This window comes from Mangrovibacter phragmitis (assembly GCF_040429585.1).
GTDB lineage: Bacteria > Pseudomonadota > Gammaproteobacteria > Enterobacterales > Enterobacteriaceae > Mangrovibacter > Mangrovibacter phragmitis.
On sequence record NZ_CP134782.1, the window covers coordinates 2,777,002 to 2,802,826 of the forward strand.

19 protein-coding genes and 2 tRNA genes are annotated in these 25,825 nt (G+C 48.1%); 10 read left to right on the forward strand and 11 right to left on the reverse strand.

Annotation, left to right across the window (positions count from 1 at the left end; translation table 11 throughout):
- Positions 1 to 70: 70 nt before the first annotated feature.
- A complete protein-coding gene (gene hsdR / locus MPHASIOC01_RS13425; protein ID WP_353614856.1) occupies positions 71 to 2,512 on the reverse strand; it encodes an EcoAI/FtnUII family type I restriction enzme subunit R in 2,442 nt (813 codons plus the stop codon).
- A 548-nt stretch (positions 2,513 to 3,060) separates the two neighbouring features.
- Between hsdR and MPHASIOC01_RS13430 the strand changes: the two genes are divergently transcribed.
- Positions 3,061 to 4,338: an HAAAP family serine/threonine permease gene (locus MPHASIOC01_RS13430; RefSeq protein ID WP_353614857.1), complete on the forward strand. Its 1,278-nt coding sequence runs from the start codon at positions 3,061 to 3,063 to the stop codon at positions 4,336 to 4,338.
- 17 nt (positions 4,339 to 4,355) lie between these two features.
- Positions 4,356 to 5,723 (forward strand): L-serine ammonia-lyase, encoded by a 1,368-nt coding sequence (locus MPHASIOC01_RS13435; protein WP_064595302.1) that lies wholly within the window; start codon positions 4,356 to 4,358, stop codon positions 5,721 to 5,723.
- 9 nt (positions 5,724 to 5,732) lie between these two features.
- Here the strand turns inward: MPHASIOC01_RS13435 and MPHASIOC01_RS13440 are convergent, their stop codons facing one another.
- Entirely contained in the window at positions 5,733 to 6,167 is a 435-nt protein-coding gene (locus MPHASIOC01_RS13440; protein ID WP_064595304.1) for a helix-turn-helix domain-containing protein, read from the reverse strand.
- Positions 6,168 to 6,413: 246 nt separating this feature from the next.
- Entirely contained in the window at positions 6,414 to 8,360 is a 1,947-nt protein-coding gene (locus MPHASIOC01_RS13445) for a methyl-accepting chemotaxis protein (RefSeq protein WP_353614858.1), read from the reverse strand.
- Positions 8,361 to 8,888: 528 nt separating this feature from the next.
- On the opposite strand from MPHASIOC01_RS13445, the gene ypdK reads away from it, so the two are divergent.
- On the forward strand, positions 8,889 to 8,948 hold the full coding sequence (ypdK, locus tag MPHASIOC01_RS13450) for a membrane protein YpdK (RefSeq protein ID WP_197499254.1): 60 nt from the start codon (positions 8,889 to 8,891) through the stop codon (positions 8,946 to 8,948).
- Between the two features lie 73 nt (positions 8,949 to 9,021).
- Here the strand turns inward: ypdK and alaC are convergent, their stop codons facing one another.
- A complete protein-coding gene (gene alaC / locus MPHASIOC01_RS13455) occupies positions 9,022 to 10,260 on the reverse strand; it encodes an alanine transaminase (RefSeq protein ID WP_064595306.1) in 1,239 nt (412 codons plus the stop codon).
- A 311-nt stretch (positions 10,261 to 10,571) separates the two neighbouring features.
- On the opposite strand from alaC, the gene MPHASIOC01_RS13460 reads away from it, so the two are divergent.
- A complete protein-coding gene (locus tag MPHASIOC01_RS13460; RefSeq protein ID WP_353614859.1) occupies positions 10,572 to 12,281 on the forward strand; it encodes a sensor histidine kinase in 1,710 nt (569 codons plus the stop codon).
- Complete coding sequence (locus MPHASIOC01_RS13465; RefSeq protein WP_064595308.1) at positions 12,281 to 13,012, forward strand: LytTR family DNA-binding domain-containing protein; 732 nt, start codon at positions 12,281 to 12,283, stop codon at positions 13,010 to 13,012. Before MPHASIOC01_RS13460 ends, MPHASIOC01_RS13465 begins: the two co-directional genes overlap by 1 nt.
- Positions 13,013 to 13,085: 73 nt before the next feature.
- Here the strand turns inward: MPHASIOC01_RS13465 and glk are convergent, their stop codons facing one another.
- Positions 13,086 to 14,051: a glucokinase gene (gene glk / locus MPHASIOC01_RS13470; protein ID WP_064595310.1), complete on the reverse strand. Its 966-nt coding sequence runs from the start codon at positions 14,049 to 14,051 to the stop codon at positions 13,086 to 13,088.
- 418 nt (positions 14,052 to 14,469) lie between these two features.
- Between glk and MPHASIOC01_RS13475 the strand changes: the two genes are divergently transcribed.
- Positions 14,470 to 15,705 (forward strand): ion channel protein, encoded by a 1,236-nt coding sequence (locus MPHASIOC01_RS13475; RefSeq protein ID WP_064595312.1) that lies wholly within the window; start codon positions 14,470 to 14,472, stop codon positions 15,703 to 15,705.
- Between the two features lie 4 nt (positions 15,706 to 15,709).
- Here the strand turns inward: MPHASIOC01_RS13475 and MPHASIOC01_RS13480 are convergent, their stop codons facing one another.
- Positions 15,710 to 17,368 (reverse strand): thiamine pyrophosphate-binding protein, encoded by a 1,659-nt coding sequence (locus MPHASIOC01_RS13480; RefSeq protein WP_353614860.1) that lies wholly within the window; start codon positions 17,366 to 17,368, stop codon positions 15,710 to 15,712.
- Between the two features lie 156 nt (positions 17,369 to 17,524).
- On the opposite strand from MPHASIOC01_RS13480, the gene mgrA reads away from it, so the two are divergent.
- Both mgrA and MPHASIOC01_RS13490 read left to right on the forward strand, forming a co-directional pair.
- Positions 17,525 to 18,529 carry an L-glyceraldehyde 3-phosphate reductase gene (gene mgrA, locus MPHASIOC01_RS13485; RefSeq protein ID WP_353614861.1) on the forward strand — a complete coding sequence of 335 codons (1,005 nt, stop codon included), beginning with the start codon at positions 17,525 to 17,527 and terminating at the stop codon, positions 18,527 to 18,529.
- Between the two features lie 93 nt (positions 18,530 to 18,622).
- Positions 18,623 to 18,940 (forward strand): DUF2502 domain-containing protein, encoded by a 318-nt coding sequence (locus MPHASIOC01_RS13490; protein ID WP_064595316.1) that lies wholly within the window; start codon positions 18,623 to 18,625, stop codon positions 18,938 to 18,940.
- A gap of 81 nt (positions 18,941 to 19,021) precedes the next feature.
- On the opposite strand, the gene MPHASIOC01_RS13495 is transcribed toward MPHASIOC01_RS13490, so the two are convergent.
- The gene (locus MPHASIOC01_RS13495) at positions 19,022 to 20,257 is read right to left on the reverse strand and encodes an Nramp family divalent metal transporter (protein WP_353614862.1); all 1,236 of its coding nucleotides are present in this window, start codon (positions 20,255 to 20,257) and stop codon (positions 19,022 to 19,024) included.
- A 359-nt stretch (positions 20,258 to 20,616) separates the two neighbouring features.
- Here MPHASIOC01_RS13495 and MPHASIOC01_RS13500 point away from each other — a divergent pair, with 359 nt between their 5' ends.
- The gene (locus MPHASIOC01_RS13500; protein ID WP_064595320.1) at positions 20,617 to 21,804 is read left to right on the forward strand and encodes a NupC/NupG family nucleoside CNT transporter; all 1,188 of its coding nucleotides are present in this window, start codon (positions 20,617 to 20,619) and stop codon (positions 21,802 to 21,804) included.
- A 120-nt stretch (positions 21,805 to 21,924) separates the two neighbouring features.
- On the opposite strand, the gene MPHASIOC01_RS13505 is transcribed toward MPHASIOC01_RS13500, so the two are convergent.
- From MPHASIOC01_RS13505 to MPHASIOC01_RS13520, 4 genes are all read right to left on the reverse strand, one after another.
- Entirely contained in the window at positions 21,925 to 24,111 is a 2,187-nt protein-coding gene (locus tag MPHASIOC01_RS13505) for an EAL domain-containing protein (RefSeq protein WP_064595322.1), read from the reverse strand.
- 473 nt (positions 24,112 to 24,584) lie between these two features.
- Positions 24,585 to 24,660, reverse strand: a tRNA-Ala gene (locus MPHASIOC01_RS13510).
- A 60-nt stretch (positions 24,661 to 24,720) separates the two neighbouring features.
- Positions 24,721 to 24,796, reverse strand: a tRNA-Ala gene (locus MPHASIOC01_RS13515).
- Positions 24,797 to 24,947: 151 nt separating this feature from the next.
- Positions 24,948 to 25,208 (reverse strand): hypothetical protein, encoded by a 261-nt coding sequence (locus tag MPHASIOC01_RS13520; protein WP_064595325.1) that lies wholly within the window; start codon positions 25,206 to 25,208, stop codon positions 24,948 to 24,950.
- Between the two features lie 176 nt (positions 25,209 to 25,384).
- Between MPHASIOC01_RS13520 and MPHASIOC01_RS13525 the strand changes: the two genes are divergently transcribed.
- Entirely contained in the window at positions 25,385 to 25,777 is a 393-nt protein-coding gene (locus MPHASIOC01_RS13525; RefSeq protein ID WP_369936539.1) for a YfeC-like transcriptional regulator, read from the forward strand.
- The last annotated feature ends 48 nt before the right edge of the window (positions 25,778 to 25,825 follow it).

The window sequence follows — 25,825 nt, forward strand, 5'->3', positions numbered from 1 at the left end:
TTTCTTTCCATACTTAAAAAAGGATGCCACCGGTCGCAGATGCGGCCAGTGGCAATATATTTATAGGTTATCAGGCTGAGCGCGGCGGTAACTGGTAGATTTCGTTCTCCAGTTCGTTCACGGCTTGCTCATACGCTTTCTTATCACCAAAGCGGGTTTTAATAATTTCGATCGGGCGCCCCAGGGTATCGAATGGTTTCAGTTTGAGTACCTGCACGTCTTCAATTTCCTGTACGCCTTCATCGGCGTATTTGTCCAGCAGGGTATTAAGCACCTGCTGCGCCGGTTCGGCGTATTTCGTAAAATAGTTACGCTTACGCACATTCGCCGCGCGCTCCTGGCGGGTTAACGGCGGCTGACCGTACACCACATGGCAGAGCAAATCAAACGGGTCGAGATCTTTACCCACCTCTTCGGCCAGTACATCCCACAGAACCCCCAATTGCGCCAGTTCTTCAATAATGACCTGTTTTCGTGGCGCATTCTGCCATCTGCGCACGAATCCATCCAGCGAAGCGTAATCACTGTCTTTGAGCATCGTTTTGCGGGTGTAATCCTGGAAAGATTCGGTTACCAGCTTGCCGTCAGAATCGTAGTACTGAACGCGCTTAGCCAGCACTTTCACATCCACGCCGTTCACATAGAATTTGCGGGCTTTGTTTTCGTCATCGCCATGGAAGTGGCCGTTACCGGCGAACTTGTCGCGGTTAACCAGGTATTCGGCTCCATCTTCACGGGCCTGGTGAATGGCATTATCACTTTCATTAGCGCTATCGTCGGCATCCAGACGTTCATTAAAGTCAGAATCTTGATTCGAAATATCGTCGGGTTTTACCACCAACACTTTTTCCGGTACGCCATCAAAGCGCGGGTCGGCAAACAGTTCTGTCGCTTTTTTGAAGTCGAGGATAGTGAACCACAGCTTGCCGTGTTTTTCGTTGATACGCGTACCGCGCCCGATGATCTGTTTGAATTTGGTCATCGACTGAATATTTTGATCCAGCACCACCAGCTTGCAGGTCTGGGCATCAACGCCGGTGGTCATCAATTCTGACGTTGTCGCAATAACGGGGTAAGGTTTTTTAGGGTTAATAAAGTTATCCAGTTGCGCCTTGCCGATATCGTCATCGCCAGTGATTTTCATCACGTACTTTTCGTTTTTCAGCACTTCTTCCGGGTTAAGCACCACCAGCGCGTGGCGCATGCGGTCGGCGTGATCGATGTCGTTGCAAAAAACGATGGTTTTATCCATCGGGTTGGTTCGTTTCAGGTAATCGGTGATAGTCTGCGCCACCAGCATGGTACGCTCATCTATCACCAGCGTGCGGTCAAAATCTTTCAGGTTGTAGATACGGTCTTCAATCTCTTCACCGTATTTATCCAGTTGACCTTTAACAGGCCGCCAGCCCTGCACATCAACGTCGATATCAACGCGCACCACTTTGTAAGGCGCCAGGAAACCGTCTTCAATGCCCTCTTTCAGTGAGTAGGTGTAAACCGGCTCACCGAAGTAATCAATGTTGGACACCTCTTCGGTTTCTTTCGGCGTTGCCGTCAGGCCAATCTGGGTAGCGCTGCCGAAATACTCCAAAATTTCCCGCCAGGCAGAATCTTCAGACGCACTGCCACGGTGGCATTCGTCGATGACTATCAGGTCAAAAAAATCCGCTGCCACCTGCTTATAAGCTTTTTGATGTTCTTCTAGCCCGGTAATCGCCTGGTACAGCGCCAGATGCACTTCATACGCAGGATCAATAGTGCGCCCGGTGACCTTGGTCATCGCGGTGCCGAAAGGCTGGAAGTCATTATTTTTGGTCTGATCGACAAGGATATTGCGATCAGCAAGGAACAGAACGCGCTTTTTGTTTTTCGCTTTCCACAGCCGCCAAATTATCTGGAATGCGGTGTAGGTTTTGCCCGTACCGGTGGCCATGACCAGCAGAATACGATTCTTTCCTGCCGATACGGCATCCACTGTTCGGTTAATCGCCTGCATCTGATAGTAACGGGGAGCTTTTCCGCTGCCGTCGTCGTAATAGTCCTGGCTGATAACCGGCAACTGCTCCTGAGTGAACCCTTTCCATGCGCAATATTTTTGCCAGAGCTGTTCAGGTGTTGGGAAGTCGCTGAGGGCAATTTCGGATTCGAGCTGCTGCGGATTCGTTTTATCGTGGAAGATGAACCCATCACCGTTGGAGGCAAATACAAAGGGAACATCAAGCAGGCTGGCGTAGTCCAGCCCCTGCTGCATCCCTTTACTGATGGCGTGCTTGTTAGCCTTGGCTTCGATAACTGCCAATGGCAAGTTAGGCTTGTGATACAGCACGATATCGGCAGACTTAACTTTGATACGTGAGGCCAGTTTGCCACGCACCACAATTTTGCCATCACGCAGTTTCACTTCCTGACGAATCTGCGCCAAATCATCCCAGCCTGCCTCCTTAACCGCAGGGAGGATAAATTTGCTGATGATATCCGTTTCAGTCAGGTGCGTTTTGTTCACGCCAGCCATAGCAAGGCACTCCACGAAATTGGGTTAGCTCTGATTTTACACAGAATAGTGCGTTTCGTAATGACCTGAAACGAAGTTTTGGGCTGCGACTGGAAAACCATTATTCGTTAGAACCCCTGCGACTGCTAACCGATTCATGTATATGAACAGTTCAATGCCTCGTACGGCATAGAGTCAACCATATGCTATCCTGCCACTGACCCTTAGCTTTTGCTCTTTTCATCACAATAATATTCGTCTGGCATACTACTCAGGAATAGCATATTGATCCTGCGCATATATTGTGCTTTATTATAAAATATTCGTTATTTAACCGGAGCTTATTTTCTCCACACATCTATATTAAGCATTAAGATTCATCCTTTAAACAACCTTTCCGATAACGCATCATTTTTCATCCTTTAAAATTTTTTTCCAATACAGGATAATGTGATCCTCCACATTATCCATCATGCCGCAATACTATAAATTTGCCGCCATAAAAACGAAGTACATCTTTTTTCTTTACCTTATAAAAATTGGATAATTAATATCCAGAGAGGATTATTATGGATACAATTCAAACGGCGACAATTTATACAGATAAAAACCGCTCATGGCGAAAAACCGACACAATCTGGATGCTCGGCTTATACGGCACAGCAATTGGCGCAGGTGTACTTTTTCTGCCGATTAATGCCGGTATTGGCGGCCTTCTTCCACTGATATTTATGGCACTACTTGCTTTCCCGATGACATTTTTTGCTCACCGTGGTTTGTGTCGTTTTGTTTTATCCGGTAAAAATCCGGGTGAAGATATCACCGAGGTCGTTGAAGAACACTTTGGTAGCGGTGCCGGAAAAATCATCACGTTACTGTATTTCTTTGCGATTTACCCTATTTTATTAGTCTACAGTGTTGCCATCACAAATACGGTCGATAGCTTTATTGTTCACCAACTTCACTTACCTTCGCCACCGCGTGCCCTGCTTGCGCTGATATTAATTTTAGGGTTAATGACGATAGTGCGCCTGGGGGAAAAATTTATTGTTCGTGCCATGAGTATTCTGGTATTCCCGTTTGTGGCAACCTTGATGGTGCTGGCCCTTTATCTGGTTCCAGGCTGGAACGGAGCCATTTTCCATAGCATGACATCCAGTGTTTCCGGGCACGGTTTATGGATGACTATGTGGCTGGCGATTCCCGTTATGGTGTTCTCATTTAACCATTCGCCGATTATTTCCGCTTTTGCGGTCGCCAAACGTGAAGAATACGGTGATCAGGCTGAAAGTAAATGTGCCAAAATTCTCTGCTGTGCACATATTATGATGGTCATCACCGTGATGTTTTTTGTGTTCAGCTGTGTACTTAGCCTGAGCCCGGAAAACCTGGCACAAGCCAAAGCACAGAATATTTCTATCCTCTCTTATCTGGCGAACCATTTTAATAATCCGATTATTGCCTGGTCTGCGCCGGTTATTGCATTTGTCGCCATCACCAAATCTTTTTTAGGCCATTATATTGGTGCCAGTGAAGGCTTTAATGGCCTGGTAATTAAGCAATTACGCAGCCGTGGCCGCACTATTGAGCCAACACGCTTATCCCGTTTTACTGCCGTGTTTATGTTGCTGAGCACCTGGGCGGTTGCCACTCTGAACCCGAGTATTTTGGGCATGATAGAAACACTGGGTGGGCCGGTTATTGCCATGCTGCTGTTCCTGATGCCGATGTATGCCATTCATAAAGTACCGGCAATGCGCAAATACAGCGGGAAGCTGTCGAATATTTTCGTTGTACTGGTTGGGCTGATTGCGATGTCGGCTATTCTGTTTGACCTGGTGAAATAACTGGCTGGAGGCCCCTTATGATCAGTATTTTCAGTATATTCAAACCGGGTATTGGTCCTTCAAGTTCCCACACCGTTGGGCCAATGGTGGCAGGCAATTTGTTTATTGATGAAATAATCGAACAAGATTTAATGCCGCTGACACGCAAGATAGAGGTCGATATCTATGGGTCTTTATCGCTGACAGGGAAAGGTCACCATACGGATATCGCCATCATTATGGGGCTTGCCGGTAATAAACCAGAAACCGTGGATATTGATGCCATTCCAGTATTTATTCGTGGAGTGAATGAAACCGGAAAATTGCCAGTTACAGACAAAACGGGCATGCAGTTCACCCCGGAACTGGTTCTCAATTTTCATGACCGCCGCCTGCCACTGCACGAAAACGGGCTGACCTTCACGGCATGGGACGGTCCGCACAAGTTGTACTACAAAACCTGGTACTCGGTGGGCGGCGGTTTTGTGGTCAGTGAAGCGGAATTTGGCCAGCAACAACGGGATGAAGTGGTGGTGCCATTTCCGTTTTACTCAGCAAACCATTTGCTGGAAACCTGCCATACCAATGGCCTGTCTATTTCCGCCGTTATGATGCAAAACGAAAGCGCTTTATACGGGCGTACTGCTGTGGAAGAACGGGTGACACAGTTATGGGACACCATGCGCCAGGCGATTGAACGGGGAATACGCACCGAAGGCGTTTTGCCTGGGCCTCTGCGCGTACCTCGCCGCGCGTCGGCCTTACATCGTGTATTGTCGCCCGGTGAGAGTGCTCGCCCGGATGCTATCAGGGCAATGGACTGGGTGAATATGTTCGCCATGGCGGTGGGGGAGGAAAATGCCGCCGGTGGACGTGTTGTTACGGCACCAACCAATGGGGCCTGTGGCATTATCCCGGCCGTTCTGGCGTACTACGATCACTTTATTCAACCACTCACCCCAGAACTCACGCTGCGTTATTTTCTGGCCGCTGGCGCAGTCGGGATCTTGTACAAAATGAATGCGTCAATTTCTGGTGCAGAAGTAGGTTGCCAGGGGGAAATCGGTGTTGCCTGCTCTATGGCCTCTGCCGGTCTTGCCGAATTACTGGGTGGCAGCCCGGAAAAAGTTTGTAATGCCGCGGAAATAGGTATGGAGCATAACCTTGGGCTTACCTGCGACCCGGTTGCGGGTCAGGTGCAGGTTCCCTGTATTGAGCGTAACGCCATTGCTGCGGTAAAAGCGATTAATGCCGCCAGCATGGCAATGCTGCGCACCAGTGTTCCCCGCGTGTCGCTGGATAAAGTTATCGAAACCATGTACGAAACCGGTAAAGACATGAATGCGAAATACCGGGAAACAGCCCTCGGCGGGCTGGCAATAAAAGTTGCAATTTGCGAGGCGTAAACCACGAAGTTATTTCTTTTCGTCTGGCCAGTGCACCGGCCAGACGACACTATTTTCCATGGCAGTCGCATACCACTCATTCATTTTTTTCCCGCCATCTTTTTCTTTGCCGGACATATCTGGTTCAGCCGCAATTGCGGCTTTTTTGCGAATACGTTGTGGCGGACGAGCCTCGGCAGGATGCAGTTCTGCATTAAACCCGCGTACCTCTGAATCGAACAGGACGGACTCCAGTTGGTGAAGCCGGTCCAGTGCCCGCAAAATTCCTATCAATGTGGTCAAAGTGACCGCTCCCCCCTGCTCCACACGCTTAATTGTCGCAATCCCTACTTGCGCGCGACTGGCAAGCTCAATTTGCGACAAGCGTTGAGAAATACGGGTTTCCTTGATACGGCGGCAAAGTTCCGCCACCACTTCATCGTCTGACAGGGTTGTAAATTTCATTGATGCCTTCTGGGGAATACCGGGCTTTCCATCTGTTTAATAGGAATTTTCACAGAATTACCACGTCGCCAGTGGCTGGATGAAAAGCAAAAAATAAATATCAGGGAGTGACAATAGCAGATTATGCTGGTGCCCAGAAGCCAGCCTCACTCGGGATGTGAGGAGTGATACAGAATTTTCTTAAGAGAAACGGACAGGAGAGTAATAAGTTCCTCCCTCCCCTGTCACAATCAGGCTTAATGCTTATCAGAATGTTGTCCAGCCTTCGTCACTCGTCAGCACCGTTTCTGGACGAGCACTTTCCGGTGATGGCAGGCGGTTTGTACGCCTGCCGGGCAATGCATGAGGATGGGCAGGCTCATTTGTTTCCCCAAGACGGAAACTTGCCACCAGTTGCTCCAGCAGCACCGCCTGCTCTTCCAGCGCATTAGCTGCACTGGATGACTCCATCACCAAAGAGGCATTTTGCTGTGTGGTGGTATCCAACTCAGAAATCGCCTGAGCAATCTGGGCAATTCCACGGCTTTGCTCTTCAGACGCAGAGGAAATCTCGCCAATGATGTCATTCACCCGGCGTACCGATGTAACAATCTGCTCCATGTTTTCCCCAGCCTGCGCCACTAACGAACTACCGGTATTAATACGACTAACCGATTCATCAATCAGTGTGGCGATATCTTTTGCCGCCTGAGAACTGCGCTGAGACAGGCTACGCACTTCGCTGGCGACCACCGCAAATCCACGCCCCTGTTCACCTGCCCGTGCGGCCTCAACTGCCGCGTTCAGCGCCAGAATATTGGTCTGGAATGCAATACTGTTAATCACCGCGGTGATGTCAGAAATTTTCTTCGAGCTGGAGGAGATATCCGCCATCGTAGTGACCACATTACGCACCACTTCCCCGCCCTGTACCGCATTATTAGTTGCCTCAGCCGCAATCTGGCTGGCATGGCGAGCGTTGTCTGCGTTATTACGTACTGTTGAGGTCAACTGTTCCATACTGGCTGCTGTTTCTACTACCGCAGCAGACTGCTGTTCCGTGCGGGCAGACAAATCAGTATTCCCTTCCGCAATGGCGCTTGCTGAACGTGTCACCGACAACACACTATTACGCACTTCACTTATCATAGTGCGCAAGCGTGTGTTCATTTGCCCCATTGCACTGGTCAGTTTACCCAGTTCGTCATTACTGCCAGACTGAATGGTGGCACTGAGGTCCCCGCTGGCAATACGCTGAGCCAGTGACAGATTATGGACCACCGGGCGCGTTATCTGCCGGGTAATATACCAGGTCACAAAAATACCAATCAGAATAGCAATAAGGCCAATTACCACTGTAATACTGGCGGAGCCATATGCCAGTTCATCATTCTGAACTTTTACCGATGCAATTAGCTGTTTAATGATGGCACTACTTTTGTCACCGGACGTTTTAACATTATCTTCGGCCGTTTTCAGGCCATTAAATGCCGCTACGTAGTTATCGTTCACCACCTTATAATCGCTGGTGCTTTTCCATAAACGGGTGAAGGGGGCGAGTTGTTCCGGTGGCAGTACTCCTGATAATTGCTGGTATTTCTCACCAGCCTGCTTCCAGGTTTGCTCAAGTTTAGCCTGTGCGCTTTCAGTGCCACTCAGGCGTAATGCCAGCGACTGGTCATTCACACTGCCTGCCAGTAACAAGAAATCATAAATGGTGTATGCATCCTGAATATTACTGACGGGTGTACGAATCAATTGGGTAAATTCCCCCATCATATCTTTTGCATTGTAATTATCTAATTGTTGCTTCACTGAACGCAAAGCCTGCGTAGCCCGCCCCATCCGGGTAATATTATCCTGAAAACCCTGCAACTGAGTTCCCAGATCATCCACCATTACGGCTTCTTTTGCTGACCAGTGGCGGCCTTTGGCTTCCTGAACCAGTTCCTGGGCATGAGTGATGAACTTCGCCATAATATCCCGGGTTTTATCATCGCCTGAATAGAAATACTTCAGGCGGTTAATCTTCGCCTGGAAAACCTCAATATTGATGTTGTAGATAAGATTTGTTTTATCATAAATATTGGTGATATCCCGAAAGCGCATCGCGCTGAGGGCTGAAGCGATAGCCACCAGCAGCAATACCAGGCCAAACCCGGCATATAATTTTCTTGAAATTTTTATATTTTTTAATCCGCTAACCAAGCTCATACTCACCCCTGTGTGTTTTTTTTGCACTAATAGCCCGGTTATCGGTCAATACAAAGTAGTTATTTAGCAATACTTAAAAAAGAGTTAATAGATTGTGTGCTGAAACCATTTCAACCAGGCAAATGCCCGAAACATACCAGACAAATGCCTGGTAACGTCATATCTGAACCTGGGTGGCGGAACTCGCGCAAAAAAACAGTTAGTCACCTGGAAGAACTAAAAAGTGTCGCCAATAAGTAACACTTAACTTAATGATAAATATTAATTTTTTTATAATTACCCGCAATTATTTTGAGTGTACAAAAAACAACCAAAACGCACTTGCCCCCCATTATTTTACGCAGTACATTACTGGCGAATGGCAGGCCATACTGAAATTTTTTCGCCAAAGACAGCAAACAGAACCAACAAGAAAAATCTCATTATTCAGTCTGGCAACGAGAGCCTTTTATACTTTTACTAAGAGCGTTTTAACAACGTTGTTTAGCGTTACAACTACGCGGAGTGTCAACTGTGAAATACTTTTTTATGGGAATTTCAGTCATCATCCTGGTGTGGGCCGGAACCTTTGTCCTGATGGTGGAATAACACTCTCTATGTGTGTTACTGACAACAAAAAAGGCGCTGATGCGCCTTTTTTGTAATCAGGGTAAATTAACTTTTACTTTTCACCTTCAGCCGCCAGATTCCGGGTAGAAGGCAGCAACCCATCGGCACGAAACATCGCTTTAATGCCACGTACCGCCTGGCGAATCCTGTCGCTGTTTTCAATCAAGGCAAAACGCACATGGGTATCACCATAGTCACCAAACCCAATACCAGGCGACACACACACTTTGGCATCTGCCAGTAATTTCTTAGCAAACTCCAGTGACCCCATGCCGGCATAAGGTTCAGGGATTTTTGCCCAAACGTACATGGACGCTTTGGGGCACTCGACCATCCATCCGGCTTCATGCAGGCCCTTCACCAACACATCGCGGCGGCGCTTATATTCTTCGGCAATCTCATGTACACACGACTGATCCCCCTCAAGAGCGGCGATGGCTGCCACCTGAAGAGGTGTAAAGGTGCCATAGTCGTGATAGCTTTTAATCCTTGCCAGTGCATGTACCAGTTCCGGGTTGCCGACCATAAAGCCAATCCGCCAGCCCGCCATATTGTAGCTTTTGGAAAGTGTGAAAAATTCCACAGCCACTTCCCTGGCTCCAGGCACCTGCATTATTGATGGTGCTTTCCAGCCGTCATAAACAATATCGGCATAGGCCAGGTCGTGAACAACCAGAACATCATAACGGCGTGCCAGCGCCACCACTTTCTCGAAGAAATCCAGCTCAACGCATTGTGCTGTTGGGTTGGAAGGAAAGCCGAGGATAATCATCTTCGGTTTAGGGTAACTTTCCCGAATCGCTCGCTCCAGTTCATTGAAGAAGTCGACACCTTCCACCAGCGGTACCGAACGCACCTGCGCCCCGGCTATCACTGCACCATAAATATGAATGGGATAGCTCGGGTTTGGCACCAGCACCGTATCACCCAGATCCAGTGTTGCCATCATTAAGTGCGCCAGGCCCTCTTTCGAGCCAATAGTCACAATCGCTTCTGTTTCCGGGTCGATGTCCACCTGGTACCTGTCCTGGTACCAGCGCGAGATTGCACGACGTAAACGTGGTATTCCTTTTGAAGTGGAATAGCCGTGTGTATCCGGCCGCTGCGCTACCGTGCATAATTTTTCAACGATATGCGCAGGTGTTGCGCCATCAGGGTTGCCCATACTGAAATCAATAATATCTTCACCGCGCCGACGCGCAGCCATTTTCAGTTCAGCGGTAATGTTAAAAACGTAAGGGGGAAGCCTGTCGATACGCGCAAAACGGCGTTTTGGACTAAAATCAGCCATAGTGTCCTCTGAAATGACGTCAGCGCCCGGACCGTCCGAGCGACGTTGCCGCTGATGCGACCCTTTTACAATGCATCTCTCTTACAGGCATGTCGAGACATCACAGAAAAAAAACACTGTTTGTCTGTTCATAATTGGTTGTTCGCTATATATAACGCCAAAGTAAATCAATATTCAGATGATTAAACCAGATAACAAGAATAATAGTCTGGATTTATGTGGCATAAACTTAACGCAGCCCTCCTGCACTGGTTATTCCCGGCCAGGTTTTTTATCATGATGCCTTCCCCTGCTGGATTCCGGATTTTTACGTGCACGAAATATTCACTATGTTGCTGGCTGTCTTTGACCGGGCAGCACTGATGCTTATCTGCCTGTTTTTTCTGATTCGCCTGCGTTTATTCCGCGAGTTATTGCACAAAACAGCCCACACACCAAAAGAGCGCCTGGCACTGACAGCGCTGTTTTCAATGTTTGCATTGTTCAGTACCTGGTCCGGAGTTCCTGTTGAAGGCTCGCTGGTGAATGTGCGAATTATTGCGGTTATGTCCGGGGGGCTGCTCTTTGGCCCCTGGGTGGGGATAATTACCGGTATTATTGCCGGCGTTCACCGTTATCTGATTGATATTGGTGGTATTACTTCTGTTCCCTGTCTGGTAACCAGTATTCTTGCCGGGTTGATATCCAGCTGGATTAATGTGCGTTTCCCCAAGAAAAGCCACTGGCGCGTCGGGATTCTGGGAGGAATGTTGTGCGAAACACTGACCATGGTTTTGGTGGTCTTATGGGCTCCATCTGTATCTCTGGGGCTGGATATTGTTTCCAAAATAGGCATCCCGATGATTTTGGGGAATGTCTGTATCGGCTTTATTGTGTTACTGGTACAAAGCGTTGAGGGAGAAAAAGAGGCTGTTGCCGCACGCCAGGCAAAACTGGCACTGGAAATTGCCAACAAAACACTGCCATTGTTCCGCCATGTGAATGAGGCCTCATTGCGCAAAGTGTGTGAAATAATCCGGGCAGATATTAATGCTGATGCAGTCGCCATCACTAATAAAGAACAGGTACTGGCTTATGTTGGCGTGGGGGAAAATAACTATCATGAGCATGATGACCAGATCAGCCCGACCACAAGGCAGGCAATGCGCTATGGAAAAATAATAATAAAAAACAATGACGAAGCTTACCGCACGCCAGAGATTCACTCTATGCTGGTTATCCCCTTATGGGAGAAAGGAATTGTAACTGGCACGCTGAAAATCTATTACTGCCATGCTCACCAAATAACCTCATCATTACAGGAAATGGCGATAGGTTTATCGCAAATTATCTCAACACAACTGGAAGTTTCTCGCGCTGAACAATTACGTGAAATGGCAAATAAAGCGGAACTGCGTGCACTGCAGAGTAAAATTAACCCACACTTCTTATTCAATGCACTGAATGCTATTTCGTCATCAATTCGCCTGAATCCGGATACCGCCCGCCAGTTAATCATTAACTTATCCCGTTACCTGAGATATAACCTTGAATTAACGGATGACGAATTGATTGATATTAAAAAAGAGTTGTACCAAATCAAGGACTATATTGCTATTGAACAGGCCAGGTTTGGTGACAAATTAACGGTTATCTATGATATTGACGAAGAAGTCGAATGCCGCATTCCCAGTCTGTTAATTCAGCCGTTGGTAGAAAACGCCATTGTGCATGGTATCCAGCCCTGCCGGGGAAAAGGTGTGGTTACTATCAGTATCGTTGAGCAAGGTAACCAGGTACGTATTGCTGTGCGTGATACTGGCAATGGTATTGATCAGGCCGTTATTGACCGGGTAGAAGCAAATGAAATGCCTGGCAATAAAATTGGCTTACTGAATGTGCACCATCGGGTAAAATTGCTCTATGGCGAAGGGTTGCAAATTTGCCGCCTGGAGCCTGGTACAGAGATTGCGTTTTATGTGAATAGCGGTATCACCTCGTTGCCTGCATCTGTGGGTATTGGCCAGGTGGAGAGGGCGTAATGAAGGCTATTATTGTTGAAGATGAAATACTGGCACAGCAGGAACTGAGCTGGCTTATCAAGGAACACAGTAAAGTTGAGGTTGTCGCAACCTTTGAAGATGGCCTCGATGTATTAAAATACCTGCAGCACCATGATGTTGACGCTATTTTTTTGGATATCAATATTCCGTCACTGGATGGTGTGTTACTGGCACAAAACATCAGCAAGTTTGCCAACAGGCCTTTTATTATTTTCATCACCGCATGGAAAGAGCATGCCGTAGAAGCCTTTGAACTGGAAGCCTTCGACTATATTCTCAAGCCTTACCAGGAATCACGCATTATTGGGATGCTGCAAAAGTTAGAAGCTGCCGGGCAGCAACGCAATACATCCACTCCCGCTAGTTCGGCTGTGCGTGAGAATATCACCATTAACTTGATTAAAGACGAGCGCATTATCGTTACTGACATCAACGATATTTATTATGCAGAAGCCCATGAGAAAATGACGTTTGTCTACACCCGGCGTGAATCCTACGTGATGCCAATGAATATCACAGAATTTTGCAGCCGCCTGCCAGAAAGCTACTTTTTCCGCTGCCACCGTTCTTACTGCGTTAACCTGAATAAAATCCGCGAGATAGAACCCTGGTTTAACAATACCTATATTTTACGCCTGCGAGACCTCGACTTTGAAGTCCCGGTCAGCCGCAGTAAAGTTAAGGAGTTTCGGCAGTTAATGCGCCTGTAAAACCCAGGTAATTCACCCGGCGGCAGTGCAGGCCAACAGGCGCGGACACCACGCCTGCCAGCCAACATAACTATCAGATGATTTGCCCCAGAGTCTGGCGCAAATAGGCACCTGCGCCTAATAAGCCAGGCTGGTCATGAACAATCAAATAGACCGGAATATCTTCAACGTAAGATTTAAATCGCCCTTTGTCTTCAAAACCACCACGGAAACCAGAGGCTTTAAAGAAATCGAGGAAACGCGGCACAATGCCTCCGGCGATGTACACACCGCCAAAGGTCCCCAGGTTAAGCGCCAGGTTGCCACCGAAACGGCCCATAATCACACAAAACAGTGACAATGCACGGCGGCAATCAGTACAACTGTCATCCAGCGCTTTTTCCGTGACATCTTTGGGTTGTAAGTTTTCTGGCAACCGGCCATCTGCTTTCACAATAGCCCGGTAAAGGTTAACCAGCCCGGGGCCAGATAACACGCGCTCGGCGGAGACATGCCCCAGTTCTTCGCGCAGGTGCTCAAGAATAATGCCTTCTTCTTCACTATTGGGGGCGTAATCTACATGCCCGCCTTCACCCGGCAAACTCACCCAGCGTTTGTCTACATGGACCAGGTGCGCCACGCCTAACCCGGTGCCGGCACCGTAAACTGCTATAGGTTTGTTCTCCACCGGCTTATCGCCGCCAAACTGAATCAGATGTTCAGGTTTAAGCACCGGAATCGCCATCGACACAGCAGTGAAATCATTAATGATTTCAAGGTGGTCAAAGCCCAGACTGGCTTTAACTTCTTCAATAGAAAAAGCCCATGAATGGTTGGTCATAGCCACCCAGTCACCATTAATCGGGCAGGCGATGGCGATACAACCATCCGTGACACTGACATTATGTTCTTTCAGGTACACTTTTATGACCGATTCAAGACCGGGGTAATCCAGCCCTGAATACGTTTTCGCCTGCGAGATTTCACCTGTAGCGACATCACACAGAGCTAACCGCGCATTGGTGCCCCCAACATCTCCCACCAAAGCATATTTTGTCATTTGCCATTCGCTCCACTTAAGTCAGAAAAATTCCTGATAACAGAGTAAAATCAAGTCAGTGATATCAACAAACAACATAGCATACCCAGGGTGTGATTATTGAGCCATATCACATAATCTCATTCGCTTTTCCCCCAGGTGCCGGTGTTTCGTCTGGCAGGAGTGGGAAGCCAGCGCAGGGTTACCAGGCTCTGTCACTGGATTCACAACCTGAGGATTCATCTTCTGCTTCCAGTAACACATCAATACGCGTTATTTGACCGTCATCAGCACAATTATTCACCAGCCTGATTTAATTAAAATTCAAGAAATTTCCTTTGCAGTATCTGATAATCAGTTTACCGTTTCAGTTTATTGACCCAGTGTGCTTAGCAATCAGTCTGGAGAATCAGACCGACTTTTACGTAAGGATTTTCTTATGCTGCATCCGCGAGCCCGAACGCTCCTGGTTCTTTCCTGCCCCGCAATATTGATTGGCATTGCCACCAGTCTGGTACTGCACCTGGTTTTGAATGTCTCCTGGGTGATGGAAAAATTCCTGTGGATTGTGCTACCGCAAAGCATGGGTACCTCCGGGGATGCGCCATTTTGGATATTGAGTGTATTAACACTTACTGGCCTTGCTGTAGGGCTCATCATTCGCTATATGCCCGGTGAAGGTGGGCCAGACCCCGCACTTGAGCCGTTGATAAGCCCGCCAATCACCCTCTCAGCCCTGCCAGGATTACTGCTGGCAATGCTGCTGGGTCTGGCTGGTGGTGTCAGCCTTGGGCCTGAGCACCCTATTATGTCGGTTAATATTGCACTGACGGTAGCTCTTGGCGCGCGCGTGCTGCCTAAAGTCAGTGCATTCGACTGGACTATTCTGGCAGCGGCCGGAACCGTTGGCGCACTGTTTGGTGCGCCTGTTGCCGCAGCACTGATTTTTGCCCAGACACTCAATGCTGGCAATGATGCTCCGCTATGGGACCGCCTGTTTGCACCGTTGTTAGCCGCAGCCACTGGCGCAGTCTGTACCCAACTGATGTCTGGCTCACTGTTTATTATTCCCCTGGCCCCCTACCCTGGGTTGCATTTTATTGACCTGATAAGCGGCAGTGTGGTGGCGATAATAGCTATTGCTTTAGGCATGATGGCGGTTTGGGGGTTTCCAAAACTGCACTACCTGATGCGTCAGGTCAATAACCCAATCCTGATGCTAACCGCCGGGGGTTTTGTACTCGGTTTACTGGGTGTAATCGGTGGTGGCGTCACGTTATTCAGTGGGCTGCGCGAAGTGACAACACTGTTTACCGGGAAGTTTACCGTATCAGACTACCTGCTCTTTGTTATTGTAAAACTTCTGGCACTGGTTGTTGCCGCTGCCTGTGGTTTTCGTGGTGGGCGTATATTCCCGGCCATTTTCGTCGGTATTGCTTTGGGAATTATGCTCCACCAACATGTCACAGCTGTACCTCTCGCTGTGACATTATCCTGCTCTGTGCTGGGAATTATGCTGGTTGTTACCCGGGATGGCTGGCTGAGCCTGTTTATTGCGGCCTCAGTCGTGCCTGATTTGCGCCTGTTACCGCTATTGTGTGTGGTCATACTCCCGGCCTGGCTGATACTGACCGGGAGGCCATTAATGACTGCCGACCGCCGCAAACGCGAATAACTAATTAAGACGGGTTATTACGTTGTTCGAGAGAAGTGGTGACAGCACTGAGTAATGCCGGTAGATCATTTTCTGGCAACATCACTTCAATAAAGGATAACCGGTTAGCACAGGATGCGGTTTCCAGTACGCTTTGTAACTGTACAGCTTCACTTACCCGCCAACTTTGCGCCTGGCAGGATTCGCTCATCGCCTGGGCCAGGTGGGTCCAGTTCCATTGAGCAATATCATTATAAGGCTGCTCAGCACCGTGAATGGCCCGTTCAACCGTATAGCCGCGGTTATTGAGCAATAAGATAATGGGCTTCAGGCCATCACGCAGCATGGAACCCAGTTCCTGAATGGTGAGTTGCGCCGCACCATCACCAACAATGACTATCACCCTTCGCCCTGGTAACGCGGTTTGAACACCATATGCCGCAGGCAGAGCAAACCCAATTGAGCCCCATAACGGTTGAACTACCATTTTGGCTCCATGTGGCAACACTAACGAAGCTGCCCCAAATGATGCCGTACCCTGATCGGCAATAACAATATCACCCGGCTTCAGTGCATCCTGCACCACCCGCCATAATGCGTCCTGGTCGAGCAATCCTAACTGGCGCGGTACCCGCGGCTCAGGTGCCGGAATAACAGGTTGTCTGGGCAAGTCTGTGCGGCAAAGTTGTTGCAATATAGTCAGCGTGGTGCTCATGGGAATACCATGGAACCACTGCTCATCAATACGTACAGCATCGGGCTGGACATCCACGGTCTGTTCCAGTGTGAGGTTCTGGCTGAATCCGCAAGTAATTGTGTCAATAAACTTCACCCCTACACAAAACACCAGGTCTGCTTCTTCGATGGCATGTAACACCCGTAAAGTGCTCGATTTACCGCAATAAAGTCCAACAAAGCCGGGGTTGGTTTCATCGAACAGGCCTTTTCCCATTATCAGGCTGGCATGAGGTAATGGGTTTTCATCCATCCATGCCTGCAAAACTGGTTGAGCACCAAAGCGCTGAGCCAAAAAGTCCGCCAACAACGCAACCCGGTGGCTGCCACGAATTTTATCGCGTAATGCATTTCGCAACGCATCAAGCTGTTCGGGATGTGCGGGGGGCAGTGTTGGAGTGATAACGTTTACAGGAGGTTGTACAGAAATTTTTGCAACATCGGCAGGTAACTGCAAGTAACCGGGTTTACGTTGTGTGAGCATGTCATGCAATACCCGGTCAATTTCGCGGCAGGCATTTTCGGGTGTCAGTAACGCCTGACTACAAGTAATTTCCGCAGACATACGCTGAAAGCGCTGAAACTCACCATCTCCCAAAGTGTGATGCACCAGATCTCCGGCCCGTTGTGTTTTCAGACAAGGCGCTCCCACGATATGGATGACTGGCAAGTATTCTGCACAGCTTCCGGCAACCCCATTCAGCGCACTCAACTCACCAACACCAAAGGTGGTAACCAGTGCGGCGGCACCACGCGCCCGGGCATAACCATCTGCGGCATAAGCCGCGTTTAATTCATTTGCACACCCCACCCAGCTTAAATGGGGGTGCGCAACTATATGGTCAAGAAACTGCAAATTATAGTCGCCCGGCACCCCAAAAATATGCGCAATACCACACTCGCTGAGTCTGTCAACGAGGTAATCCGCAACAGTGTAAGAGCCCTGCATAGTAATGATCCTTATAACATTTACCTCCAGTAAGTATTGTGGATGTGTGATCGATGTCCAGAATAAAACTGGAAAAAGTCATGGAACGCGCGCTTTACAATGACTTCAGTTATGCTGGCTTGTGAATGTAAACGTATACACGAAGGATGGAACAATATGGTTTACCACCCGAATCCTGGCCGCTATGAAACAATGCGCTGGCGACGCTGTGGGCGTAGTGGCTTACAATTACCACTGGTTTCTCTGGGGTTGTGGCATAACTTCGGAGAAAACAGCCAGCCAGAGAATTGCCGTCGTTTATTGCGCCGGGCTTTTGATCTGGGTATTACTCATTTTGATTTAGCAAATAATTATGGGCCACCGCCGGGTTCAGCTGAAACCCAGTTTGGTGCTCTGTTGCACAGTGATTTTGCAGCATTACGCGATGAACTGGTCATTTCAACCAAGGCGGGCTACACCATGTGGCCGGGTCCCTATGGTGACTGGGGTTCACGCAAGTACCTTATCTCCAGTCTGAACCAGAGCCTGAAGCGCATGGGGCTGGACTATGTAGATATTTTTTATCATCATCGCCCGGACCCAAATACTCCACTGGAAGAAACAATGGGCGCACTTGACAGTATTGTCCGCCAGGGTAAAGCGCTGTACGTGGGTATTTCTAATTACCCGGCGGAGCTGGCGCGTAATGCCAGCCAGATATTGCGGAAAATGGGCACCCCGTGCCTTATTCATCAGCCACGTTATTCTATGTTTGAACGCACTCCAGAACAGGGGCTGCTGGATGTATTGGGTGAAGAAGGTGTCGGTTGTATTGCTTTTTCGCCGTTAGCTGGAGGGTTACTGACAGACCGTTACCTGAATGGTATTCCTGCAGATTCACGCATCGCCAGTGCCAGCCGTTTCCTGACTCCGGACAACCTTACCCCAGAAAAACTCGCCATTATTGGTCAGTTGAATGACCTGGCTCTGCGCCGGGGACAAAAACTGGCACAAATGGCGCTGGCATGGGTACTCAGAAATGAAAATGTGACCTCGGTTCTGATTGGTGCCAGTAAGACCAGTCAGCTTGATGATGCTGCGGGGATCATGAATAACCTGATTTTTTCTGAGGAAGAAAAAGCTGAGATTGAGACTATTCTTGGCGGTAACAGCCTGAAATAAAAAAAATTAGGTTTTCTCTTATCCCCTTGTCATGACATCTCCGTCATGATGCAGGTATGAGACCGTAAGGTCACGATAGTGAAGGAGTAAACCATGTTAAGGTCCCTGATACTTGCTGCTGCGATTATCACGGCAGTGCCGCTGGCAGCAAGCGCCGCCGAAATTACGCTTTTGCCGGCGATTAAATTACAAATTGGCGACCGCGATAGCTATGGCAACTACTGGGATGGCGGCCACTGGCGCGACCGCGATTACTGGCGCCGTAATTATGAATGGCGTGATGGACGCTGGCGCCATCATGATAATGGTCGCCACCGTGGTTGGGATAATGAGCGGGCCTATAAAGAAGGGTACCGGGACGGCTGGCATGACGGCGACGACCGACGTGGTCCTCCACACCATCACCACTGATCTTTATTCAACCTGTACACAAAGCGCCTGTATACAAAGCACCCGGAAAAACGTTGGCGGGTGCTTTTTTACTTAACAGGTTTACATCCCCGGGAATGCGCCCAGCAACAACCAGATATTTAATGCTACCACCACCAGCACAATCCCCCATCCCAACAGTTTAGTGTTACGGCTGTTCACCAGTTCGCCCATCAATCGTGAATCACTGGTGAATACCAACAACGGAATCAATGCCAGGGCTATACCAAAGCTCAACAGCACCTGGCTCATTACCAAAATCCGTGTAGGTTCCAGCCCCAGCAGGATAACCACAAATGACGGGATCATAGTCACTGCGCGCCGGACCCATAAGGGAATGCTGAAGCGGATAAAGCCTTGCATAACCACCTGCCCGGCCAGTGTGCCCACAACTGTAGAAGACAAACCGGCGGCAATCAGGCTCAAACCAAACACCGTGGCGGCACCGTGGCTGAGTAAGGGTTGCAGAGTGAGGTATGCCTGCTCAAGGTCCGCCACGCCTGCATGCCCATTGAAATGGAAGGCCGCCGCCGCAGTTGCCATCATTGCCAGGTTAACAAAACCTGCAATCGCCATGGCTATCCCGACATCCCACTTGGTAGCACAATAACGCTCTTGCTTACTGCCATCATGCAAGTACTGTGTCAGTGACGAGTGCAGGTAGATAACATGAGGCATAATCGTCGCACCTAACACACCAGCGGCAAGGAATACCGCTTCACCGGTTGGCAATGCAGGAATAATCATTCCTTTTGCGAGGTCTGCAATTCGTGGCTGAGAGAAGATGAGTTCCACAATATATGCAGCCGCTACGAATAGCAGCAACCCACCAATGACACGCTCAAGTGGTTTCTGGCCACGTCGCTGTAACATCAGGATGAGCCAGGTCGCAATGCCTGTCAGCACAGCCCCCTGTAATAAAGACACACCAAAAATCAATTTAAAGCCAATGGCGGCACCGATAAACTCAGCCAGGTCGGTCGCCATCGCAATGATTTCCGCCTGAATCCACCAGAACCAAACCAGCGGGCGTGGATAGTGATCACGAATATGCTCCGCCAGGTTTTTACCCGTTGCGATACCCAGTTTGGCTGAAAGGATCTGAATCAGCATCGCCATCAGGTTTGCCCAGACAACAACCCACAGCAACTGGTAGCCAAAACTGGCCCCTGCCTGAATATTGGTGGCAAAGTTACCCGGGTCGATATAACCAATTGCGGCTATAAAGGCAGGCCCCAGCAAGGTGAGCCTGAGTTTTCTCACACTCCGTCCTTTTGTTTGTACATTGCTGTTGGTCATAATCCGCCTCAAAATATAGCCTTTGCTATGTTTCATGCTAACAAAACGATAATGATTATCAAGTTCATTTGGAGTGATAATCATGATTGTTGTGATAGCCGGGAACAATGGAAAAAGGAAGGTTATACGCGTACTGTTACCTGACAGTACCGTGAGAGAAGGTTAACACAATGTAAATTTTTTGATTGATATACGCAACTTTTATCATCTTTACCTAACATAACATTTCTGTATCACAGCTCACGATTTGGCATTACCACCAAACAAGCGCCTAATAATGTGCTATATGTCTCGTTTTATTCTTTCCTGTTGCATAGAATGTGCACGGAAATTTAACCTGCCTCTAATTTGGAGCAAACATGTCCCGTGTTCTGCATTTTATTCTGGCGCTTGCCATTGTCGCGCTACTGGCTTTGCTGGTCAGCCATGACCGTAAAAGCATTCGGCTTCGATACATCGTTCAGTTACTGGTAATTGAAGTTTTACTGGCCTGGTTTTTCCTGCATTCAGAAGCCGGTCTGGGCTTCGTTAAAGGCTTTTCTGAACTGTTCGAAAAATTGCTCAGTTTTGCAAACCAGGGCACCGACTTTGTCTTTGGGAAAATGAATGATCAGGGACTGGCTTTCTTCTTCCTGAAAGTTCTGTGCCCTATTGTGTTCATCTCCGCATTGATCGGTATTTTGCAGCATATTCGTCTATTGCCGGTGATTATTCGCCTGGTAGGTACTTTGCTGTCCAAAGTTAACGGAATGGGGAAACTGGAATCTTTTAATGCTGTAAGCTCACTGATACTGGGACAATCAGAAAACTTTATTGCTTATAAGGATATCCTCGGCAAAATGTCACGCAATCGCATGTACACCATGGCAGCAACTGCAATGTCCACGGTGTCTATGTCAATTGTTGGCGCTTATATGACAATGCTCCAGCCCAAATATGTTGTTGCCGCACTGGTACTCAACATGTTCAGCACTTTTATTGTACTTTCGTTGATTAACCCTTACCGCGTTGATAAAAGCGAAGAAAACTTGCAAATGTCAAATTTGCACGAAGGACAAAGCTTCTTCGAGATGTTAGGAGAGTACATTCTGGCTGGCTTTAAAGTGGCCATTATTGTTGCAGCCATGCTGATTGGTTTTATCGCGCTGATTTCAGCACTGAATGCATTGTTTGCCACGCTGCTGGGTATCTCCTTCCAGGGCATTTTGGGTTATATCTTCTACCCTGTGGCCTGGGTAATGGGCGTACCTTCCAACGAAGCGCTTCAGGTTGGCAGTATTATGGCGACCAAACTGGTCTCTAATGAGTTTGTTGCCATGATGGATCTGCAAAAAATTGCCAGTTCACTGACACCACGAGCAGAGGGCATTCTGTCTGTCTTTTTGGTGTCTTTCGCCAACTTCTCTTCAATTGGGATTATTGCCGGGGCAATTAAAGGCCTGAATGAAGAGCAAGGAAACGTTGTTTCCCGCTTCGGGCTGAAACTGGTATACGGCTCAACGCTGGTAAGTGTGTTGTCTGCTTCTATTGCTGCACTGGTGCTGTAACCCCGCCTGAGCATGGCCTGACTATTCATGCCTGCTCGCCAAACAGGGAGAGTTGCTGCTTTCCCTGTTTGGCAAAGTGCCACTTCCCGGTACTGAAACTACCTTTGCTGCATCGCACCATCATGTCAGCAGCTCAGGCTTACCCACCAGATACCCTTGCAGGTAATCCACCCCTAGGTTGAACAACAATTCACGCTGTGCCGCTGTTTCAACAAATTCGGCTACAACATCCAGCCCGCGGAATTTTGCCAGTGCACAGATAGACTGAACAATAATCACATCCTCAGTACTGCGCGTGATGTTACGAATAAAACAACCGTCAATTTTGATAATATCGGCATCAAGACGTTTCAGGCGCTCATAGTTAGAATACCCCGTACCAAAGTCATCAATCGCTATCATAAACCCGGCCTGGCGGAGTAACTGAATATTACGCGCGGTATGTTCTGCAGTAGAAAAAGCCTGCTCTTCAGTTACCTCAATTACAATGCGGCTGGCATCCACCTCGCTTTCGGTAAACAGGCGCACAATACGTTGAGCTACGCCATTTTGCATGAGTGTTACGGGCATCAGGTTGACCGAAAAGCGCCGATTTTCTCCACGAGCCACAGAGGATGATAAATAGCTCAGTAACTTAGCCATGACCAGCATGTCAAAATGCACACTTAAATCACATTGTGTGATTATAGGTAAAAACGTATCCGGCATCATGATGCGCCCATCCACCATCAGGCGGCTGAGGATCTCGTCGTACCGTTCCCCTGAGCGCCCGACAATAGGCTGCCCTACCAGCAGCAGTTGCCCGTTATCCAGCGCCTGCTTTATCTTCTGAAACAGTTCAACTTGCCCGGATGTTGCTGACATGACACTTTCGGGTTGCGTATCCAGCCCAATCACTGGTTCAAGAGTATTCGTCTGCTCCGCCAGATAACTCAGTTGCCCCAACAAACGGTTCAGTTCACCGGGTACGGCCATTATCTTGCCCCACGCTGCCATATATTCAATGGTCAGTTGCTGTTCCTTCCAGGGAACCCGACGGGCATTCAGGATACTTACCATCTGACGCAAACGCTTCTCATGGTTTCCTTCGTGTAAATACAATAACACTTCACACCCGATGAACTGGAAAACCCGTTCATTCGCCCGCAAGTGAACCGACAATGTCTGGTCCAGTAACGATTTACAATGTGCCCGCATTAAAAAACCATAGTGGCGCCCGAGGAACTCTAAATTATTGAGCCGAATACAACAAAGTATGCCCCCCGGATGGGTTTTCATATGGGCATCCAGTGCACGCAGGTTGGGTAACCAGGTCATTGGGTCTGTCAGTGCATGGTTGTGCCACACTCGCTGTAACCTCGCACCACGGTTATAGATGCGTATCATGTAATACAGACATACAGTAAATGCGATAAAAATAGATAATGTAAATGCCAGTACCGGCCCATAATTGATGTTGTGAACAAAATTCTTATTGAACTGGATAAGGAAAAAAGCGGAGATCGCCCAAAGAATGGCAATAAAAATTGCTCCCGGGCTGCGAATCCCCACGGTAAAAATAAAAAATAACAACGGCAGCATATAAGCACTAAACAGCTCACTGCTTACCGGGGAGCAAAACACCCACATGAGAGAAGCCAGGGCTGTAAACCAGATAACTGTTTTTGTTCTGATTGCCGGTGAAAAATAAGGTTTAACCCGCACTAACCACATTGCCCGGCGAAATGCAGGACTTAACGACACTCTTAGTGAATAATAAACCGCAGGTGAAAATATTAAAGCAGAAATAATAAGACTTTGTACATCAATGACATTAAACAGATAAGATGTCATACCAAAGTAAGGTGACAGCCCATCAGGGAACGGCACAAACATTCCCGTCAGATACATCAGCGCTTTTATTAAGCACGGAGCAACAAACCCAAGCGCACAGATCAATACTGCGCCATTACGCCCCATCATATCGTGCCGCCAGCGCCGCCCGCCCCACCTTCTCAGTGCACCACAAACAGCGATGACAGGCACCAGCACACAGCCAATAAACAGCAAAATTAGCCAGGGCGATTCAGTGGAAAAAATCCACAAATAGACAGTAACCGTAGCAAAAGTAAGAGGAATGACAGCCATGCGCCCCCAGAGTAATAAAACAGAAATAATAACACTCAGGGGAAGCCAGCTCAGGTAGTTAGGCTCACCATCAATCCAGGTCAAAGGAGAAAAATGGCGGGATACAGCAATAAGAACCGTACTTATTATAAAAATGAACAATTGCTTCCGTATTTTATTAAAAAAAACATCCATATTCATTAACAACTCCCTTTGCCGTTTTAATTACCCTATACCGGCACACCGCTAATTAGTTGCTTAATTACGCTCCCTGTGAACCGTCAATACACCGAAACCGGGTTTAACATGACCTGACAAATCAGGTGTTGGTGATATATTATTTATATTTATAGTTCCGGGCAATAAATCATTTGCCACAATACATAATTAGCTGAATAATAATAAAACACCATAAAAAAAAGAGAAAAAAAGACACAAGAATACAAATAAAGAGATTTTGAATGAAAACGATAAATATTCACATAAGGAAAGTGTCATGACAAACTGGCTACAATAGTTACTATGCCTGCCACTGGTTTCTCATTACGCAGAACCGGGCAAAGTGAAGGAACAACAAAGTTTCCACGGCTTGCCATTTGGTGAATAAAAAAACACCTGTATCTCTAAGAGATACAGGTGTTTTATGTGCTCTGTTATACAGAGCCAAGGAATTTTGGTGGAGCTAAGCGGGATCGAACCGCTGACCTCTTGCATGCCATGCAAGCGCTCTCCCAGCTGAGCTATAGCCCCACGATTTCAGGAAACAACGAGTGTTATATCCGCCAAATTAAGCGTAATACCAACATAAGTTGGTGGAGCTAAGCGGGATCGAACCGCTGACCTCTTGCATGCCATGCAAGCGCTCTCCCAGCTGAGCTATAGCCCCAATCCTGAACACGTTTCCGTGTTGACGGGCGGCATGATATGCAACCCCTTGTCTGGTGTCAACGATGAAAAGGGGCATCCTGAATCAACCGCTGAAAAAGCCAGCAAATCAGACTTTTTTTTCGAGGTCGCCCCTGTTACAGGAATTCGAATCACAGAATCACGTTAAAGGATGCTATAAAATATTCATGTAATGCCAGGTTAACAGAAAAAACAAGGACATTGAGATGCTCAAGGAACAGATAACGCCAGATAAGCTGGCTGTTGTGACCAGCTTTAACCGCCATATAATCAATACATCGGTAACTTCCTGTACGTGGCAAACCACTGCCTACCGGGCTGCGCAAAGCAGCAAGGGGGGTGTAGGCTGCACACAGCAACAGATACGGATTTTTTTGTTTAAACCCTCTCATCAATTCTCACTTTCTTCACTCGCGCGAGTGGTTAAAAACATCAGTGCAGTATTACTCCATAATGTTGTCAGGTATCTCTCTCCGCCAAAGCAACTTCCTCGCCGTACCTTATTGTTATCCAAAGTCCTTCATGATGTTGGGTGCCATTTCGCAACAGGTGAGCAGGTGAGCCGATAATGAATATATTTAAAAGCAAAATGACACCGGCAGAATTAGCGCAAATTGTAGGTTACCAGCCCCAGACCATTAATAAATGGATCAAAAAGCATGGCTGGCAAACGTCACAAATTAAAGGAGTTAAAGGCGGGAAAGCACATGCGATACATATGACTCAGGAGGTACGTCGCTTTATGCTCAGCACCCGTAATTTGCGCCAGGCGGCAGAGCAACCGGAAGCGATTCCTTTGTCACTTATTTCTGCAGAATCCCCACTGATGGATGATGATTTTTTCAGTTCACAACTGATGTCAGTACTGCTTCAAATGTGTGAAGAAGAAAGGCGTTGTTTACTGTCCTTACTGGCGCGAGAAGGTATTTCTGGCATGCTGTCACGCCTGGCAATCCGGTAATTCCCCAATGGCCGGTTTGTTCAGGGGGGCAGTTTAACTCTCTGGCTT